This is a genomic window from Brumimicrobium mesophilum (genome assembly GCF_003025005.1).
GTDB classification, from domain to species: Bacteria; Bacteroidota; Bacteroidia; order Flavobacteriales_D; family Crocinitomicaceae; genus Brumimicrobium; species Brumimicrobium mesophilum.
Genome location: NZ_PVSS01000016.1, coordinates 1 through 18745 on the forward strand (window position 1 = coordinate 1; position 18745 = coordinate 18745).

The window sequence follows — 18745 nt, forward strand, 5'->3', positions numbered from 1 at the left end:
CTTTTTGAGGTAATTTATCGAGATTAAGATTGACTTCTTTTATACAAGAAGTTAAAATTGTGAAACATAGGAAAGTAGTAATAATAAACCTCACCATAATTTTTGAATGTAGTTACCCTATTCAACGTAGGATATAATTTCTTATTGTGAGTTGATCAATTCTTAAATTTTCAACTCAAAAATCCCTCATATTTCAAAAAATAAGTAGATTAGCATAATATGATGCTCACAATTTACGCAGATCAGATCACAAGACGCTTGACCTATACTTTGTCGGTAATTTTTGATGATAGAAATATCAATTTCCGATTGGTGAATGACGTTAAAAGTTTTAAGGATGCACCGTTGCCCAAATTGGCTTATTCTGAGGACAGTATATTTGATGAAGACGCAACACTTTATCCTTCGATGATTCTTTTTGAGGAAGAATTAATTCATCACATAGTAGAAAAATCGAATTGGAATGGAGAAGAACTGTTAAGTATAGATGGAGTTTCTGATGTTTTAGGAAGTATTTTCTATGTCATTTCCTTATATGACGATTTTTTAAATGAAGAAACGGATGAACATGATAGAAATATTGGTTCCAAATCGTTGATGTTTAAAATGAAATGGTTGAATAAATTAGTAGTTGAGCGTTGGTCTGAATCATTTATATCTTACATCGAAACACAAAATGCTTGTTCTTTAAGTGCAGCTAAAATTCCATTTAAAGTAATTCCAACTTTCGATATTGATAATGTTTATGCTTATCGATTAAAAAAAGGATGGCGAAAATATATGAGTATTGCCAAAGATTTATTAAAATATAATAAGGATCGTTTGAAAGAACGAAAAGAGGTCTTGGCGGGATTAAAGAAAGACCCTTATGACACTTACGAAATTATCGAAGGTATAGCCAACAGAGGTTTTATTGTAAAAGTTTTCTGGCTATTAGGAGAATATGGGACTTTTGATCGGAATGTAGATTATGATAACGAAGAGCACCGCAGATTAATTTCAGAAGTAAATGAATTTGCAGACGTAGGTTTACACCCTAGCTACCAGTCTAATAAGTCGAGAGTTGTATTAAGAGATGAGAAATTAAGAATTGAAGAGATTTTAGAAAAAGATGTGGCTAACACACGTCAACATTTTTTGAAGGTCAAATTACCTTATACTTTTGCAGATTTGGAAAAGGTAGGTTTTACGGATGATTATTCTCTAGGTTATGCTGATCAAATAGGGTTTAGGGCTGGAATTGCTAGACCATTTGTATTTTATAATTTGAAAGAAAATCGACCTTCTAAATTAAAATTACATCCCATTTCATATATGGATGGAACCTTGAATGAATACATGGAATTAAACATTGACGATGCTATAAAAATGGTAAAAATGTTAAAGTCGGAAGTTCGAACTTATGGAGGAAATTTTGTTGCACTTTGGCACAATGAAACCATTGGTGATTATGGGAAATGGAAGGGTTGGAGTAGAGTTTTAGAGGAAACGCTTAACAAAGATTAGCCCATGTATAAAACCAAAATCAAAATTGCACACCAAAACTTAATTGATTACCATTCGAATTATTCGTTTTTAGGGAGTTGTTTCTCGGAGCACTTGTCTAAAAAAATGTTGAATTCAGGATTTAATGTCCAATCAAATCCTTTTGGTGTAGTTTTTAATCCAATTTCATTAGCAGAGTTAATTTTGAGAAGTGATGAGTGTTTAAAAGATTCAATATTCGAAAGAGATGATGTGGCACTTTCTTGGGTGGCAAACAGTACATGTTTTGCTTATTCTCAGAAAGAATTAAAGTCCAAATTGATTGAATTAAGAAAAGACTTTCTCAGGGTTTTATCCACATCAAAAATTCTATTTGTGACTTTTGGAACTGCTTGGATTTATGAAAAGAAATCTTCCAATCAGATTGTTGCCAATTGTCATAAAGCACCAAAAGAGGATTTTGAAAAGCGATTACTTAGCTCAAACGAGATTATACAAAAGTGGACTGAAGTTATAGAGAAACTAAATACTGCAAGTCAAACTAAAATCATTTTTACGGTGAGTCCAGTTCGTCATACGAAAGATGGAATGATTGAAAACTCACGCAGTAAAGCTATTTTACTAAATGCAGTTCATGAATTGAATGATAAGTTTTCTAATGTTGATTATTTTCCAGCATATGAATTGATGATAGATGAAATGCGAGATTATGCATTTTATGGAAAAGACGGAATTCATCCAAATGAAATAGCGGTTGAAGAAATTTGGACTAGATTTAAAGATACTTATTTTAGTGAGCAAGCAGGTAAGATTTACAAGGAATACGATAAAATAAGGATTTTATTTCAGCATAAAGCTTTGCACCCATCATCGAAAAAAGCCAAGCAATTTCAAGATGAGAGAGAAAAGAAGCTTAAAGAGTTCATGGGAAGATTTGATTTTGTGGATTGTAGTTTTATATCATCACAAAATGAAAACTCACTCTAGCACTAGAAAAGTATAATTTCATTACTTTATAGAAATATTGCCGACCCGAATTCTTTTCTAGGGTTTAATTTTCGCTTTAATCATAACAATCCATCTCCCTTTGTTGGATGAGGGACTCTATCTAGATATTTAGAAGTATAGAAAGGAGCAGAGGTAGTACTTTTCAATTATTAAGAGCATTTCATTAATCAAACTTTAGCGCCTTAATGGGTGAAATTTTAGTCACTACATAAGATGGAATAATCAAAGCTGCGGTGCACAATACAATAGTTCCTATGTTCAACAATCCAATATGCCAGAAATTTAATTCAATGGGCACTGCATCAAGATAATATACTTCAGGATTCAAAGGAATAATTGTAAAGTGGTATTGAAGTAAACATAGTCCAATTCCAACAATGTTACCAAAGATTACTGCCCTAAGAATGATAAAAACCGCTTGGTATAAGAAGAGTTTTCTAATTTCCCAATTTGATGCTCCTATAGCCTTTAATAAACCAATTAATTGTGTTTTCGTGATAATTAATACCAGTAAACCTGATCCCATATTGATTGTTCCTATCAATAACATTAAAACCAAGATGATGATGACATTTAAGTTCAAAAAGTCCAACCACAAGAAAATTTCCTGTTGATCTTCTGAAATTGTTCTCACTCTATATTCAATATTCTCGTCTGTTTCTTGGAAATAAATAGCGCGCTTAATATTCGCTGCTATTTCATCGAGTTTTGCGAAGTCGGTAATTTCAACTTCATATCCACCAATATAATTCTGATGACTTCCTTTGCCATCGAAGTATTCAAATACCATTCTTTTTCCACCTTTAAAATTTATGGCAAACTTTGTCCCAGATTCATTTAAGAATTCTCTTTGAATTTCACCAAACTCTAAATTTTTTGGATAACAAGGTAGGTATTTATTTCCTTCAACTTTAACATGTAAAAAAGCAGTATCTGGAATTGAATTAAGTTCACCAAAACCATCTATAAATGTGTAATAATCTGAGCTGATTAATCGAATCACGGTATCCTTAAAATCGCAATATGTAAAACCTTGTGCGTTTTCATAGCCTTGGCCCCAATCATGACGGTAATTACCATTTCCACCTCGCGTATCAGCATAAACAATTAATTGACCATCGCTTGTTGCAGTGTCGGCCACACGAATAGCGGTTTGAATTCCCCAATCATTTAAGCGCTGAACATTTCTCATGTCACCAATTACAACTTGTTCATCGAATTCTTGAAGTCCCGTTTTGAAAATCCCAGATACTTTATATTTGAGTTTTACTGGAGTTGCCTTAACAAAGAATACATTTACGTCATCACCAACATCAATATTTAGATTTTTGGCAATCTGTGAAGAAATAATTACCTCATTGTGCGGAATAGAATCTTTGACATCTGGCACAATGCCTTCGATGAGGTGCGATTCAAAGAATGTCCAATCGTAGGTTGATCCAACTCCTTTCATAACAATCCCATGAATTTCCTGTTGCACTTGAAAAGTATCAATTCCGTTTACATTGTATCTATTGGTATCAGGATCTGACTGCAATAATGCGGGTTTATAAGCAAAGGATTGAATATTTTTTACACCTTGGATATTCTTTACCGCTTTTTCTAAAGAATCATTGTAAACAATTGGAGCAGATTCAAAAGTTGAATTTTCACCAGCTTTAACAATTGTTGCGTGCGAACCAAACCCAATTACCTTATCTTTGACTTTGTTCTGAAAACCTGTAACTACAGCTAAGGTGATGATGTTGATTACCATAGCCAAAATTATACTCAAGCGAGCAATTCGCGTGATGGGTTGCGAAACTTTTTTATCTTCGCCATTCCCTTTATGGATTTTCTTTGCTATGTAATATATTTTATTCACAATATCTTAAAATGCTTGCTAATGTACTCAATGCGTCTGTTCCTAAAAAGTTTTTTTGTGTTTTTCATCGTTTCTTGTCAAAGCAATTTACCAGCTCAAGAAGCAATGACTTCAAATTCTCCAGAAAAGTTGGAAGTTAAGGAAGAAAAACCAATTATTGTAGGTGCGCAACAAATTGATAGCATCAAAGTTCTTCTGGAGAATAAAAAAGTTGGATTAGTAGGTAATCAAACCAGTAGAGTAGGAGAAACTCACCTTGTTGATACCTTAATTTCTAGCGGAATAAATCTAGTTAAAGTTTATTCTCCTGAACATGGTTTTCGGGGAGAGGCTGACGCTGGAGAACATGTAGCTACAGATAAAGATCCTAAAACTGGATTAACGATTGTTTCAATTTATGGAAGCAATAAAAAACCAAATGCAGCCCAATTGGAAGGAATTGATGTTTTGCTATTCGACCTTCAAGATGTTGGTGCTCGATTCTATACTTATATTTCAACTTTGCATTATATAATGGAAGCTGCTGCAGAAAGTGGAGTGGAGGTTGTTGTTTTAGATCGTCCAAATCCAAATGGTCATTATGTTGACGGTCCAATTCGTAAAGAAGGTTATGAATCTTTTGTAGGAATGCATCCAATTCCTATCGTTCACGGAATGACTGTTGGTGAAATCGCACAAATGATTAATGGTGAGAAATGGTTGAAAAACGGAGTGCAATGTGAATTGAAAGTTGTTCCATGCTTAAATTATGACAGACACATGCCATACACTTTGCCTGTTGCACCTTCGCCAAATTTACGAAGTGATGAAGCAATTCAATTATATCCAGGGCTGTGTTTATTTGAAGGGACAACTTTAAGCGTAGGACGAGGTACAGCAACTCCTTTTGAAGTTTATGGTCATCCAGATTTAAAAGGAAAAGAAGGATTCAACGATACATTTAAACCTGTATCTAGTTTTGGATCAAAAAATCCTAAACACAAAGACCAAACATGTTATGGTGAAAATTTACATGATTACGCCCAAAACGGAAAGGTGAAGCATTTAGAAATTCAATGGCTAATCAAAGCATATAGGGCCATGGAAACAACGGATTTTTTCATTACAAAAAACAGATGGTTTGATATTCTTGCAGGAACAGATCAATTGAGAAAAGATATCATTGCGGGGAAGAGCGAAGAAGAAATCCGAGCAAGCTGGAAAATTGGATTAATGGATTTTATGGAAATGAGGAAAGGGTATTTAATTTACGAATAATTGACAGTTGAAGAAGATAGTTTGCATTAAAACAAAGACTGATATCCAATCATGAGATACATCATTCTTAGGTTGACGGTTTTTCTTTAAAGTCTATAAGTTTCAAGGAAGAGCAAAGAATTATTATTCGACTCAATATGCTCTACTCTTCACCAGTCTATGGCTGTGTTAATTTTCTTTTCTTAAGCTCTAAGAAAATCAGTTTGGGATTTCCACGATATCTTTTTTCAGAAAAGATGGGGTTACTATACCTTAGCTGGTATGCAATAAAAGATATCATTTAAATATTATTTATATTATTCCGTTGTAGACAAATTTTTGGAATTCGTTTTAATCAGTCAAATCTAATTTAGAGCACCTTTTTATTTTATTGAAAATGGTTGAATACGACTTTAATAGAAAAGTAGAATTTTTAAGCTTTAATTGATAGTAGAGTCCAGCATCATGTAGGTGGTTGAAGTTTCGAAAGTGGATTATACCTTTTCTATTGGTTTTTAATGGTTTTTTATAGGATTAACTTTTAATTCGCTTCAATAATATCATTCATTATTTTAGATAATTTTTCGGCACCTTCTTTAGATAAGTGGTCAGCATCATAATAATCTGTGGAAACAAAAGTTGTGTCTGCTAACAAATTTAAATAGGTACAATTGTCGTTTTTAGCTTCTAATTCTTCAGAAATATCAATAACTAATTGAAGTTGTTTAGGTTCCAAATAATCTCTATAAGTTTCGTAGGCTGGTGGTGTAAATAAAATAACCTTTACATTTTGACTTTTACACCATTCTAAAATAGAGTTAACATCTATCATATTTTCAGCATAAGCTTGTTGAGCTAGTTTATTTGTTTCAATATCATGGGTGTGTCGAGCGGCGGCTTCTTTTCCTGATTTATTTAGTCTTTCTTGACTAAAAGGTTTGTTTTTTGATCCCCAGCCTAAATCCGAACTTTGTATTAACTTTTGCTTTTTTACGTAATATTTATAAAGTAGGCCTATAGAAAAATCTATTTTGGTGCTTAAAATGGCAAAATTATCGAAGAATGATTCTGGCTCAATTCCGGCATAAATTGAATAGTAATTTACTCTCCAATCTGCTGCAGAATACTTCAGGTTTCCAAAATATGAGATGTAAGAAACTGGCAGGATAACAGTTTTTAGACTTTTTAAATCTGAAGAATATTTATTTAATATTTCATGATCAAAATGAATGTCTTGAAAAAGATTTGCTGTATTAAATGTATTAGAGCTAAATAATTCAGGGTTTAAACCATAAAAACTATGAGAACTACCTAAAATTAATGTTTCAATTTCTCCTGCATTCTTATCTAAGTAGTCACTTTTTAGCTTGTAATCATTTTGGATATTCCTTAAGCCTATCTCTAAAACAACCGTGATTACGATTATTGGAACTAAGAAGATAGTGAGTTTTTTATAAAACTGCTTCATAGGATTCTTCTAAAATTGGAAATAGATAAATTCTTGCTGCTTGCCCACAAACAAAAACATAACAAGAACAAGAACATAATAAATAGACCATCTAACTGGTCGACTAAATTTATTTAGAGACTTCTCTATTGCATATTGGTCGTTTTTACCGAACCATTCTATTACAAAAAATACAGCCACTAAAAGTAATGTTAGTGCGGCATCTCGCATGTTCATAAAGCGAGGGAAGCTTAATGTAGAAGTTGAGAAAATTTTAGATATATAGTTGAATGCATGTTGAACGCTTTCAGCTCTAAAAATAATCATAGAGAAAGTGATTAAAGCAAAAGTTTTAATCATTCTTAATTTATCTAAAGAGTTGAAAACAAATTTATATTTATATGTCTTGGTTTTGATACTTTTCTTTTTCTTCTTTTTAAGGATGTTAGGTAAGAAAAATATAGCGTGTGTAACTCCCCATAGTATAAAGGTCCAATTTGCACCGTGCCAAAATCCAATGATAATGAATTGTAAGAAGAGTGCTCTTATTTTTACAAACATACTGGTGCTTTTACTATTCCTCACCATAGGGATAAATAAATAGTCTCGAAACCAAGTAGTCAATGATATGTGCCATCTTTGCCATACTTCAGCGAAGTTTCTAGAGAAATATGGGAAAGCAAAGTTTTGTCTCAAGTTTATTCCAAACAATCTTGCCGAACCTATTGCGATATCAGAATAACCTGAGAAATCAGCATATATCTGAATTGTGAAAAAGAAAGCCCCTAAAATTAAAGTACTACCATTGTAGTCTGCTGAATTCGCAAATATTTGGTTAGCAAACACTGCACAATTGTCTGCAATAACCATTTTCTTTATTAACCCCCAAAGAATTTGTCTTAAACCATCAACAGACTTTGAGTAGTCAAATGTTCGTTTATTTGTTATTTGTGGAAGCAGGTTACTCGCTCTTTCAATTGGTCCTGCGACCAATTGAGGAAAGAAACTAACAAATGCGGTAAATGCAAGAAAATCTTTTGTTGGTTCGAGCTTTCTTTTATATACATCAATAGTGTAACTCAGGGTTTGGAAAGTATAAAAACTTATCCCGACAGGAAGAATTATATTCAGTGTGTTGGCTTGGATGGATACTCCAAAAATCGAGAAGACTTCAATGAAATTTTCGATAAAAAAGTTGTAATATTTAAAGAAACCTAAAATTCCAAGGTTTACTGCAACACTCGTCCAAAGTAGAACCTTTCGTTTGGTTAAATGATTTTCTTTCTTTAAAAGTAGCCCAATGGAGTAATCTACTACTGTGCTTAAAAGGATAAGAAATAGAAACTTCCAATCCCAAAGTCCATAAAAAAGGTAGCTGGCTACAACAATTAAAAAGTTTTGTGCTTTTAAACTTTTATTGAATACAAACCAATAAAGTATTAGAACAGTTGGTAAAAATATGGCGAAATCTATAGAGTTAAATAACATTTATTGATATTTAAAATAATTAATTTACAATCCATAATTTAAGGAAATAGGTATATGGTCTCATAAGTTGTGAAATTAGTTTAATTGACTTAGTTTCAATAAAAAATCTTAAAAGACAAAGATAGGTATAATTGAGCTATTGTCAAGCAATTAAAATTAAGAATTAATCAAAATTCAACTTTTTCAAAAAGAACTTATTTCTACGTATAACAGTATTGGAGCTAACATATTTAGAGTCGAACAAATCTTTGATCGCTTTGTTTAATTGTAGATGGTTTAAAATTCAGCAAGTTATCGTATAATTATTAATGTATTTTGACGTAATTTTATCCTAATAACATATTTTAACTTAATTAGATTAAGTTTTGTATTTAAATAACAAACTGATTTATGCTTAAGTATTAATTTTGATAAATTAAAAGTAAACAGATGAAACTAACTATAGTTCTCGTAATTCTAATATCCATATTTTCCTGTACGAAAAAAGATGATCCTTTATTAGAGAAGCCAGTTATTGTGGATATTAATTCTACTCTTACTAGTCCTCCTTTCACAATAACTGCAGCTGGAGTGAAATTTTATGAGAATATACAATATGGTCCTAACACTAGAAATAAGTATGATTTATTTATACCTGAATCAGAATCTCCAACAGGAATAGTCATATTTATACATGGTGGTGGATTCGTTGCCGAAGACAAGAGTTTTGCCTACACAAATCCGAAAGTTAAAAATGTAATAAATGAGCTGCTTTCCGAGAATATTGCCTTTGCAACAATAAATTATAGACTACTCGATACTGATGAAGAGGAGGGTGTTTTAAAATCTGTTAATGACAGTAAAAAAGCACTTCAGTACATCAGGTTTCATGCAGATTCTTACAACATTTCCAAAGAAGATGTTGTTCTAATGGGCGCATCAGCAGGAGCGGGAGCTAGTTTGTGGCTTGCTTTAAGCGATGATATGGCTAATAATACTTTGGTTCCAGATGTCTCAAGTGAATCAACGCGTGTTAAGGGTGTAATTGCAGTTCAAGCACAAGGTAGTTATGATATTATTGAATGGCCTAATTCAATTTTTCAAGAATATTTAGGTGAAGGTTTCAGCTTTGAAACTATTGTTAACTTATTGTCTGATGATGTAATAAATCAGTTTTATGGGGTTGATAGTTTAAATCACGTGTATTCATCAGAGATCGTTCAGGAAAGAATAGAATTATTTAAGTCAGTATACCTCTGACGATCCTGAAATTTATTTAGAGAATGATGCTGTGGATCACGTTTTTCCTTATAATAAAAATTCACTTTTACACCATCCACTTCATTCTAAAATGCTTAGTGAAAAAGCAGCTTCAGTAAATGTTGATTCTCGTGTATATTTACCTACAATGAATATTGATACCAGAAATGGTGAAAGTGCTGTTGATTATGTAATTCGTAAATTGGATGAATAAAATCCATATCAATCTCATTTTTTTTAAGGCTAAGTTACTTGAATGATATCTTGAATTTTATAATTTAAGTAATCTGCACATGAATCAAGAATAACAATCTCAGACCCATGAACTAATTCTCTATTTATGTACTAGTGAAATGGTTATATTCTTCTTTGGAATTGATAATAGAGCTGATTTTTTATATATATTTGGTTTCTAATTTGAAATATATTATGAAGATTTTATTACTGACTTTATCATTCTTAACACTAATTTCATGTTCAGAGTTGTCATCAATTTTGATTGAGGCAGACCCACAAAACCCAACTTCACCAGAACCTACTCAAGGTGGTACAGAAACACCATTTCCAGTATCTGCTTCGGGAGTTACATTTTTAGAAAATATAGAATATGGAACTCATAGTAGAAACAAATTTGATTTATTTATGCCTAAATCTGATCGGCCAACTGGTATTGTGATTTTCATCCATGGTGGAGGTTTTGTTGGAGGAGATAAGAACTTAGCATATACTAATAAAAGCTCAGCATTATTTATAAATGAAATCCTAAAGAAGAATATTGCATTTGCTACTATTAATTACCAACTATTAGTGAAGAACGATGTAGATGGTGTAATGAAATCATTAAATGACACTAAAAAAGCATTGCAATTTATTCGTATGAATGCTCAAACTTATAACTTAAAGAAGAGTGACATAATCCTTATGGGAGGTTCTGCTGGTGCTGGAGCAAGTTTATGGCTTGCTTTGAAGGATGATATGGCCAATTCAGCTAAAAATGAAACTACTTCGGGAGAGTCAACACGAGTTAAAGGTGTAATAGCGATTCAAACTCAAGCAAGTTATGACTTATTGGAGTGGTCAAGCACTGTCTTTAATGAATACAAACCACAAGGTTTTGATTTTAATACTATTTCAACTTTAATTTCAGAGCGAGCGATAAAACAATTTTATGGTGTCAGAAATATGGAGGAAGTAATGTCTCCTAATTTGCAGAAGGAAAGAGATGAACTTGATTTTTTAAGTGAATTAACTTCGGATGATCCTGAATTATATTTAGAGAATACAGCTGTTTCTTATAAGTTTCCTAGTAACGCTAACGCTTTACTGCATCATCCATTGCATTCTAAATTATTGATGGATAAAGCAAACTCAGTGAATGTTAAAACGCGTGTATATCTACCTACCATGAATCTCGATACAAGGGAAGGTGAGGATATGATTGATTTTGTAGTGCGAAAGTTTAAAGAGTAAATTCGTTAACTGGCAATCCTTATAATAAATTGTTTAAAAATATTGAATAAACCGCGAATGGTTATTACTTTCAATTATTCCAGGTATATATATTGATATAATGAAATTTGCAAAAAAACTGTTTAATCAATAATTAAGTTTTTTCTATGTGGTATACATTATCCTTGATAAGATATAGTTAAGCCAAACCAATTCTATAATTAGAGTAGATACTAAATAGGGAAGTAATTTATAGAAAAATCTGTTTCATTAACTTTATCCTTCATGTTGGCTGATGACTATTCTAGGATTAGACAACTTAAAATGAGGAAGAATGCGATGATTTGTGAAATTCAATTCCCTCTTCAAAGCGATTAGTTTTTTTACTTGTTTTAGCTTTTTGTTAAAGGGAATTCCCTATAATAAATGTAGTTTAACATGTTTTAACAATTTATTCAACTCCCCGTCTAGTTTCCATATTTGCTTTTTTTAAAAAAAGTTTTTCCCAATGAATGATGAGATTCTAAGTGTAAAATATCTTATTTTCTCGACAAACTTAATGAAAAAAAAATACACAGATGATTGAATTTTTAAATCTAATTTTTGTTGTCTTTTAGGTTACAATAACTCAATTTTTTATAAAAATAATAAATCTAGTTTTATCGAAAATTAAAAATTAGTTAGATGAAGTTATTTAAGTTTACCATGTTATTTTTTACATTATTTAGTCTTTTTTCTTGTCGGAAAGAAGTGAGTCAAATCAGAAATGAAAAGTCAATTCCTGATTTGAATTTAGATACTAAAGCAATTCCAGTATCAGTCTCTCCATTTTCTATGACAACACCTGGGGTGAGATTTTACAGTGATCTTCCTTATGGAGTTGACGATCGCCATAAGTTTGATTTATTTTTACCTGATTCTGAGGGGAAAATTGGGCTAGTATTATTTATCCATGGTGGAGGATTTACCTCTGGAGATAAGAGCATGGCATATACAAACCCTAGGATAAGAACTTTAATTAAAGATTTAATGGATGATGATATTGCCTTTGTATCTATAAATTATCACTTGCTAGGAATTAATGGACAAGAAGGAGTTCTTAAAACAATGGAAGATTGTAAGCTAGCTTTACAATATCTGCGCCATCATGCGAGAATTTTACATTTAGATACTGACAAAATTGTGCTAGTGGGAGGCTCTGCTGGTGCTGGCGCAAGTTTATGGTTAGGATTAAATGATGATATGGCGGATATGACTTCCCCTAATGGAATTTTGAGAGAAACCACTAGAGTAAAAGGAGTTGTTGCAATTCAAACCCAAGGAAATTACGACCTTGTAAATTGGCATAATACAGTGTTTGATGATTATTTGACACAGGGGTTTAGTTTTCAAACCGTAAAATCGTTGGTTTCAGAGTCATTGATAATGAAATTTTATGGAATAAACCAAATGAGTGAATTAAATACTCCTCAAATAATTCAAGATAGGGCGAATTTAGATTATCTAAATAAACTATCATCGGATGATCCTGAATTATATATTGAAAATACGGGTGTGAGCAACAGTTATCCTACTTACGTTAATTCTCTTTTGCATCATCCTCTTCAAGGTAAAGTTTTGATGGATAAAGCAAATGCAGTAAATTTGAGTACAAAAGTTTATTTACCAACAATGAACATAGATACTAGAAATGGAGAGTCTGTTTATGATTTTATAGTCAGAAAAATCGAAGAGTAGAATAGTTTAATATTTCCAAATATAATTTAGAAAGTAAAAAGGTGCATGTTTTGCGCCTTTTTACTTTAATCACTGGATGTTTTTAAATTAATTAGCTAAAATTTTCCTTTTTTATTCACATAGAAATTGATGCCGCATAACCTTGAGCAATCATTTCATCACCTATGAAAATATCGAAGGCTTGGATATTTAGCTTTTGTGATGTTTTCTTTAAGCGTATCTTTTTACTTTCGATTTCATCGATTGATCTGAATAATTTCAAAGTTCTAAAAAACCATTTATCAGAACTATTACTTTGACTCTCTAAATATATCTTGCAAATTGAAGTTATAATATCTATTGAATGAACAGTATTTAAAGGATTGTTATATGTTATAGAGTCTTCGTTATCATTGATTTTACAATTACTTGAAATATCAGTTTCATCAAGTTCGATTCTTGTTTTGATTTCGTTGTTAATATTTTCGACAATTGAACCATACATTTGAACTTCACCCTTTTTGACTAGAAAATTAATTACTTCCCCGTTCTGTTTTAACTTTTTATCTGAGATATAACAAATCATGTTATAAGAACTAATTTTACGTATATTCAGTTCTAAATAATCCCAATTGTTAAACTCAAGCGAATCAACCGTTTTTATAATCTGCTTGAAGATATCTGTACCGTGAACATATTTCCTATCTCCTTTAAAACTAAACTCTAAATTTACTTCTCTCATTGTCTAAGTTTTACTTGATTTAAAATATTTTTTTTATGGTCTAATGCGAAATTTCCTGATACGGTTGATTTCGTCATGACATTTCTTACAACGACACTTCCGATTAAAACTTTAGCATTGTCACCAATATTAATTCCATCAGAAACAATTGCGCCACCACCAATCCAAACTTCATCGCCTATAATACAGTTTCCCGCTATTCCTGAACCTCCAGAAAGAAAGGTTCTGTTACCAACTTTACTTCCATGTCCAATTACAACACGAGTGCTAATTACTGAGTCATGTCCAATTTTTGTATAAAATGCCTGATAAGGTTTTTGTATTATAGCGCCTGTTAAAACTCGCGTTCTTTCACCGATTTCTACACCTCCTGCATATTTTAACTGAAATAATTTACCATCAATAATTGTACGTTGCATACTGTTTGCTCCAATTACAGCGAATTGTTCTATTTCGCAATTATCTTTAATTACAACATTTGATTCAATTATTGCATAGTCTTTAATCACTACATTTTTACCAATAACCACATTTTCTCCAATTCTTGAGGTTGGTGAAATAATGGCCGATTCATCAATTTTACTATCCTGAAGTGGTTTCATATAATTGTTTTCAATCATGAAATTATGCAGTAAATAGAAGTCATTTTGGGGGTTTTGGCTTATAATTAAACCTTTAGATGGGTTAACAAATTCCGATAGGTCTGTAGTGGTGATAATTGATGAAATATTCGGAATATCATTTATACTTTTTAAGACTTTTAAATCATTAGCATATGCTATTGTATATTCCATATCGGTTTGTCCAACAGCATAGGTCAATAAAAATTCATTATCTCTTATAATTTGGTCATTTTTGAAATAACTATTAGGTTTCATAGATTGGTTTTAAGTACGAAAATTAGAATATTTGATTCAAGTCTATTGAAAAATAAATATCAAAAGTTAAAATTACAAAAAAAAGAGAAACTAAGTATATTTTAATTCAATGGTTTGGGGATATTCTCTAATTAATATATAATAATAAAAATTGCACTTCGAAAGTTCAAATAATTTAGGTTGTAGGGGTTTATTTTTAATCGCAGCAATAATATTATTAGTACTTATCAAAAATTAGATTCAGAAAATTAGCTAAAATAAAAGAAGAGCACAATAATGTGCTCTTCTTTCTCATACTTATTAATTAACCGATAGTTGAATTAACTATATATTTCCAAAAGCTTACTTACAATCCTTTCTGATGTTTTACCATCCCACATTGGAATGTCTTGAACTTGTTGCCAGTTTGCGCTAAATAGTTTGTTCATTGCCGGAGCAATTGCTTCAGGATTGGTTCCTACCAGTTCATTTGTACCTAAATCCATTGTTTCAGGACGCTCTGTATTGTCTCGCAAGGTCATACATGGAACATTCATTATTGAAGCCTCTTCAGTAATACCACCAGAATCTGTTACTACTGCTTTTGCTTTTTCCACCAAATAGTTGAATTCTAAGTAACTTAAAGGTTCAACCATGTGTAATCGTGGATGAGAAATCCCTAGATTATTTAGAATTTTGGCCGTTCTTGGATGAACAGGGAAAATTAAAGGTAAGTCTTTGGTGTTGTTAATGATTTCGTCCATTAAATCTTTAAGTTTGGTTTCTTCATCTACATTTGCTGGTCGATGTAAGGTCATTACCAAGTATTCTTTTTCTTCAAGATTTAATGTATTCCATACTTCTGGCTTCTGGAAGTGTGGTCGTTGAGCTAATAGTGTATCAATCATTGTATTTCCTACAAAATGAATGCGGTTTTCTTCAACTCCAGCTTTACGTAAATTTTCATTTGCCAATTCTGAAGTTGTAAAGAATTGATCTGTAATAGAATCTGTTAACATTCTATTGATTTCTTCTGGCATGCTTAAGTCACCTGAGCGAATACCAGCTTCAACGTGAACAACTTGAATGTTTAATTTCTTCGCTGCAATACTACAAGCCATTGTAGAAGTAACATCTCCAACAACTAATACAACATCACAAGGGTTTTCTATAAGTTCTTGCTCGAAACGTACCATAATATTGGCTGTTTGTTCAGCTTGTGTTCCACCTCCTGCTTCTAAATTTGCGTTAGGATCAGGAATACCTAATTGCTCAAAAAAGCTTCCAGACATTTTTTTATCATAATGTTGACCTGTATGAACTAATCTGAAATCTATTGCTTTACCTTCCGATTTTGCAACATTTATGGCTTTTATTATGGGTGCAATTTTTACGAAATTTGGACGTGCACCAGCAATGATTGTAATATTTAGCATTTTTTTGTTTTTTCTTTAATTCTACTAATTTCTTCTTTTTTTCTTGAATCATTGAACAAAAGAGAATTAACCTTTTGTTATTTTTTATTCAAGTTTTTCACCTCTAGATGTTTCTAATTCTAGAATGGTCTTTTCGGTAAACCTTTAAACCATTTGTAAACGATTTCACTTTCAGGTTTCAAAATTACCGTAGCAGTAACGATGATTATTTTTATATCAGTGATAAATGATTCGTTTTCTTGATACCATTTTTCAACTTCTCCCTTAAATGGATATATTTTTTGTGAATAGAATTCCCAAGTATCTTCACCTCGGTTTTTTACTTCGGTGATTAACTCCTCTTCATCTCTAAAAATAATTGAACCAATTCCTGTTAATCCTGGTTTAACGTTGTAAATTACCTGTTGAACATGTTTAGGGTAAGCATCAAAACTCACTTTCATTACTGGTCTAGGACCAACAACACTCATGTCACCTTTAAAGATGTTGATAAGCTGAGGAAGTTCATTGATTTTACTTTTACGTAAAAAACCGCCCATTGGTGTAATTCTAGGATCTCTTTTGGTCGTGATCACCCCACCAGACATGTTTGGACTATTCAGCAACATCGTCGCAAATTTCCAAATCAAGAAAGGTTTATTTTTATATCCTATACGTTCTTGTTTATACCAAATATAACCTTCACCAGTAAGTTTAAGACCGATCATTATGGGAATTAATAAGGGGGAAAGTATGATTAATGCTATTCCAGAAGCAAAAATATCAGCAAGACGTTTAAATAGTTTGTACATTTTTTTTATTTAAGATTTAAGTATTCAAAGATTCGAGGATTCAAGTATTTAAGGATTCAATAATTCAATAATTCAAGGATTCAATAATTCAAGTATTTAATAATTCAAGGATTTAAAGATTTAAAGATTCGGAGATTCAAGTATTATTCATTATCCGGATACTCGTTACCTTCATAAGTTATAGGTGGTTCTTTAAATTTTGATCCTTTATAGCTCGAGTTTTTTAAGTAGTTCATAAATAGACTTATTTGTTTTGAAATACTGATTGTAATTGCTTGTAGTTTATCAAATTCATTTTGATTTAAAACTTCAACATCTAAAGCTCTATAAAATTGAGATCTTAATTCACCTGCACTGCCTTTCGAGTAGGAAAGAAAGTTTATAAACTCTTTGTTTCCCCCTCTTTCAAATCCTTCAGCAATGTTATCCATAATACTACCACTAGTTTTGAAAAGGTGATTAATTAAAAATCCATAACTTTTATCATCTTTTCGTGCAAGAATATCAAACATTTCAATATTGAGTTGTCTACTTAATTTCCAAATATTTAGATCTTCGAAACTGCTTACTTTTGCCATGGTTTTTAATTTAAAGATTCAAGTATTCAAAGATTCAAGACGCTACGCTTTTTAAAAATTCAACATTTAGTTATTCAAGGATTCAAGGATTCTAATTTTTGAATTTTTGAATAAAAAAAATCGAAGATTTTTCTTGAATTCTTGAATTCTTGAATTCTTAAATTTTTGAATTTCTCTACATTTTTTGGTCTAAACTCTTTCCTGTTTCGATATGCTCAAAATCAGGTAGGTATTGTTTTAGTAAATCAACAATTGCAGTTTTATCATAATTTCCTGAATCCATTAAATGTTTTAATTCTAAAGTCGTTTTATTAATTTCTTCTTTAGGAAGTTTTCGTGCATTTTTAATTACACCTAGACTTGAGAAAGTTTCTTGATCTACTACATCTGTATCGGTGAAGAATTCTTCATATAATTTCTCTCCAGAAGTATCTGTATCGAAAAAATATACTGGATATGGATCTCCATCTTTAGTTGTTTGCGCTAATTTTTTTGCTTCAACTTCAGATTCACATTCAATGATAGGACGATTTGAAGCTTTAAAGAAATCAACGGTAATCTTCTTGAAGAATGCCATTTCTTCTTCAGCTAATTTAGGGAAGAAAATTTCACCTGAATTACCTAACATACACGCCAACATACAAATTTGACCACTTTCTTCTGGTGAAACAAAGAATCTTTTAACATCAGAAGGGCAGGAGATAGGTTGGTTTTGGAATAATCTTTCAATATAACCGGCCAATAACGATCCATTAGAAAAAGCAACATTTGCAAAACGAGCTGTTGTAATTTGTAACTCATTACTATAAGCCATAATTACCTCTTCCATCAATTTCTTACTTGCTCCCATAACGTTAACTGGGTTAGCAGCTTTGTCTGTAGAAACACAAAAGAAATGTTCCGGTTTTTTGCTTACCAATAAATCTAAAAACTCTTTCGCTTTGAAAACATTATTGTCAATCATCGCTTCAATAGAATACTTATCTTTTTCGCTACGTACATGTTTGTGAGCAGCGAAATTAGCTACAATATGAAATGGACCTTCTGCAAGAAACATTTTCTTAAAAACAGGGTCACCAAAATTCATAGGATAAGTTCTGAAATCTTCTGGAACAAACATATTTGCATCAGAACGCAATGTTCTTGTCAATTCAGTTAGACCATTTTCATTGGTATCTACAACAAATAATTTCCCAGGTTTAAACTTTAAAATAGCTTTTATGTAAGAAGACCCTATCGTTCCTGCACCACCAATTACAAGAACTGATTTACCTTCAATCTTTTTACTTAAAAGGTCTTTATTGGCTTCGATGTCATTTTTAAATAGACTTTCATGTCTTTTGGTAATGTGAGTGTTGATAAAGTTGGGTATGTCTATAATATTCATGTTAATTTATTTATATTCAGTG

At 31.6% G+C, this 18745-nt stretch carries 16 protein-coding genes; 7 read left to right on the plus strand and 9 right to left on the minus strand.

The features are described from left to right. Positions 1 to 219 precede the first annotated feature (219 nt). Positions 220 to 1506 carry a polysaccharide deacetylase family protein gene (locus tag C6368_RS14895; protein WP_107040023.1) on the plus strand — a complete coding sequence of 429 codons (1287 nt, stop codon included), beginning with the start codon at positions 220 to 222 and terminating at the stop codon, positions 1504 to 1506. 3 nt (positions 1507 to 1509) lie between these two features. After that, positions 1510 to 2472 carry a GSCFA domain-containing protein gene (locus C6368_RS14900; RefSeq protein WP_107040024.1) on the plus strand — a complete coding sequence of 321 codons (963 nt, stop codon included), beginning with the start codon at positions 1510 to 1512 and terminating at the stop codon, positions 2470 to 2472. A 184-nt stretch (positions 2473 to 2656) separates the two neighbouring features. Here C6368_RS14900 and C6368_RS14905 read toward each other — a convergent pair whose 3' ends face one another. Next, on the minus strand, positions 2657 to 4357 hold the full coding sequence (locus C6368_RS14905; RefSeq protein WP_107040025.1) for an ABC transporter permease: 1701 nt from the start codon (positions 4355 to 4357) through the stop codon (positions 2657 to 2659). 57 nt (positions 4358 to 4414) lie between these two features. Here C6368_RS14905 and C6368_RS14910 point away from each other — a divergent pair, with 57 nt between their 5' ends. Next, entirely contained in the window at positions 4415 to 5614 is a 1200-nt protein-coding gene (locus C6368_RS14910) for an exo-beta-N-acetylmuramidase NamZ family protein (protein WP_234369150.1), read from the plus strand. 520 nt (positions 5615 to 6134) lie between these two features. Here C6368_RS14910 and C6368_RS14915 read toward each other — a convergent pair. Both C6368_RS14915 and C6368_RS14920 read right to left on the minus strand, forming a co-directional pair. Continuing rightward, positions 6135 to 7061: a hypothetical protein gene (locus C6368_RS14915; RefSeq protein WP_107040027.1), complete on the minus strand. Its 927-nt coding sequence runs from the start codon at positions 7059 to 7061 to the stop codon at positions 6135 to 6137. Positions 7062 to 7070: 9 nt separating this feature from the next. Further along, positions 7071 to 8528, minus strand: coding sequence for an MBOAT family O-acyltransferase (locus C6368_RS14920; RefSeq protein WP_107040028.1), 1458 nt, complete (start codon positions 8526 to 8528; stop codon positions 7071 to 7073). 429 nt (positions 8529 to 8957) lie between these two features. Between C6368_RS14920 and C6368_RS14925 the strand changes: the two genes are divergently transcribed. From C6368_RS14925 to C6368_RS14935, 4 genes are all read left to right on the plus strand, one after another. Then, on the plus strand, positions 8958 to 9767 hold the full coding sequence (locus C6368_RS14925; RefSeq protein ID WP_107040029.1) for an alpha/beta hydrolase: 810 nt from the start codon (positions 8958 to 8960) through the stop codon (positions 9765 to 9767). Positions 9768 to 9858: 91 nt separating this feature from the next. Next, on the plus strand, positions 9859 to 9981 hold the full coding sequence (locus C6368_RS17560; RefSeq protein ID WP_262494886.1) for a hypothetical protein: 123 nt from the start codon (positions 9859 to 9861) through the stop codon (positions 9979 to 9981). 215 nt (positions 9982 to 10196) lie between these two features. Continuing rightward, a complete protein-coding gene (locus C6368_RS14930) occupies positions 10197 to 11237 on the plus strand; it encodes an alpha/beta hydrolase (RefSeq protein ID WP_107040030.1) in 1041 nt (346 codons plus the stop codon). Between the two features lie 663 nt (positions 11238 to 11900). Next, entirely contained in the window at positions 11901 to 12953 is a 1053-nt protein-coding gene (locus tag C6368_RS14935) for an alpha/beta hydrolase (protein ID WP_107040031.1), read from the plus strand. Between the two features lie 115 nt (positions 12954 to 13068). Here C6368_RS14935 and C6368_RS14940 read toward each other — a convergent pair whose 3' ends face one another. From C6368_RS14940 to C6368_RS14965, 6 genes are all read right to left on the minus strand, one after another. After that, entirely contained in the window at positions 13069 to 13674 is a 606-nt protein-coding gene (locus C6368_RS14940) for a hypothetical protein (protein ID WP_107040032.1), read from the minus strand. After that, the gene (locus tag C6368_RS17595; protein WP_107040033.1) at positions 13671 to 14552 is read right to left on the minus strand and encodes a hypothetical protein; all 882 of its coding nucleotides are present in this window, start codon (positions 14550 to 14552) and stop codon (positions 13671 to 13673) included. Before C6368_RS17595 ends, C6368_RS14940 begins: the two co-directional genes overlap by 4 nt. A 320-nt stretch (positions 14553 to 14872) precedes the next feature. Further along, positions 14873 to 15967: a non-hydrolyzing UDP-N-acetylglucosamine 2-epimerase gene (gene wecB, locus C6368_RS14950; RefSeq protein WP_107040034.1), complete on the minus strand. Its 1095-nt coding sequence runs from the start codon at positions 15965 to 15967 to the stop codon at positions 14873 to 14875. Positions 15968 to 16086: 119 nt separating this feature from the next. Further along, a complete protein-coding gene (locus tag C6368_RS14955) occupies positions 16087 to 16758 on the minus strand; it encodes a sugar transferase (RefSeq protein WP_107040035.1) in 672 nt (223 codons plus the stop codon). Positions 16759 to 16901: 143 nt separating this feature from the next. Next, positions 16902 to 17336 carry a four helix bundle protein gene (locus C6368_RS14960; RefSeq protein ID WP_107040036.1) on the minus strand — a complete coding sequence of 145 codons (435 nt, stop codon included), beginning with the start codon at positions 17334 to 17336 and terminating at the stop codon, positions 16902 to 16904. A gap of 175 nt (positions 17337 to 17511) precedes the next feature. Next, a complete protein-coding gene (locus tag C6368_RS14965) occupies positions 17512 to 18723 on the minus strand; it encodes a polysaccharide biosynthesis protein (RefSeq protein ID WP_107040037.1) in 1212 nt (403 codons plus the stop codon). Between the last annotated feature and the right edge of the window lie 22 nt (positions 18724 to 18745).

What these genes read in the sequence shown, in the direction of transcription:
- C6368_RS14935 (WP_107040031.1), top strand. Translation starts at nt 11,901, where the DNA reads ATGAAGTTATTTAAGTTTACCATGTTATTTTTTACATTATTTAGTCTT.
- C6368_RS14965 (WP_107040037.1), bottom strand. Translation starts at nt 18,723, where the DNA reads ATGAATATTATAGACATACCCAACTTTATCAACACTCACATTACCAAA.
- C6368_RS14915 (WP_107040027.1), bottom strand. Translation starts at nt 7,061, where the DNA reads ATGAAGCAGTTTTATAAAAAACTCACTATCTTCTTAGTTCCAATAATC.
- C6368_RS14930 (WP_107040030.1), top strand. Translation starts at nt 10,197, where the DNA reads ATGAAGATTTTATTACTGACTTTATCATTCTTAACACTAATTTCATGT.
- C6368_RS14940 (WP_107040032.1), bottom strand. Translation starts at nt 13,674, where the DNA reads ATGAGAGAAGTAAATTTAGAGTTTAGTTTTAAAGGAGATAGGAAATAT.
- C6368_RS14955 (WP_107040035.1), bottom strand. Translation starts at nt 16,758, where the DNA reads ATGTACAAACTATTTAAACGTCTTGCTGATATTTTTGCTTCTGGAATA.
- C6368_RS14895 (WP_107040023.1), top strand. Translation starts at nt 220, where the DNA reads ATGATGCTCACAATTTACGCAGATCAGATCACAAGACGCTTGACCTAT.
- wecB (WP_107040034.1), bottom strand. Translation starts at nt 15,967, where the DNA reads ATGCTAAATATTACAATCATTGCTGGTGCACGTCCAAATTTCGTAAAA.
- C6368_RS14920 (WP_107040028.1), bottom strand. Translation starts at nt 8,528, where the DNA reads ATGTTATTTAACTCTATAGATTTCGCCATATTTTTACCAACTGTTCTA.
- C6368_RS17595 (WP_107040033.1), bottom strand. Translation starts at nt 14,552, where the DNA reads ATGAAACCTAATAGTTATTTCAAAAATGACCAAATTATAAGAGATAAT.
- C6368_RS14900 (WP_107040024.1), top strand. Translation starts at nt 1,510, where the DNA reads ATGTATAAAACCAAAATCAAAATTGCACACCAAAACTTAATTGATTAC.
- C6368_RS14925 (WP_107040029.1), top strand. Translation starts at nt 8,958, where the DNA reads ATGAAACTAACTATAGTTCTCGTAATTCTAATATCCATATTTTCCTGT.
- C6368_RS17560 (WP_262494886.1), top strand. Translation starts at nt 9,859, where the DNA reads ATGCTTAGTGAAAAAGCAGCTTCAGTAAATGTTGATTCTCGTGTATAT.
- C6368_RS14960 (WP_107040036.1), bottom strand. Translation starts at nt 17,336, where the DNA reads ATGGCAAAAGTAAGCAGTTTCGAAGATCTAAATATTTGGAAATTAAGT.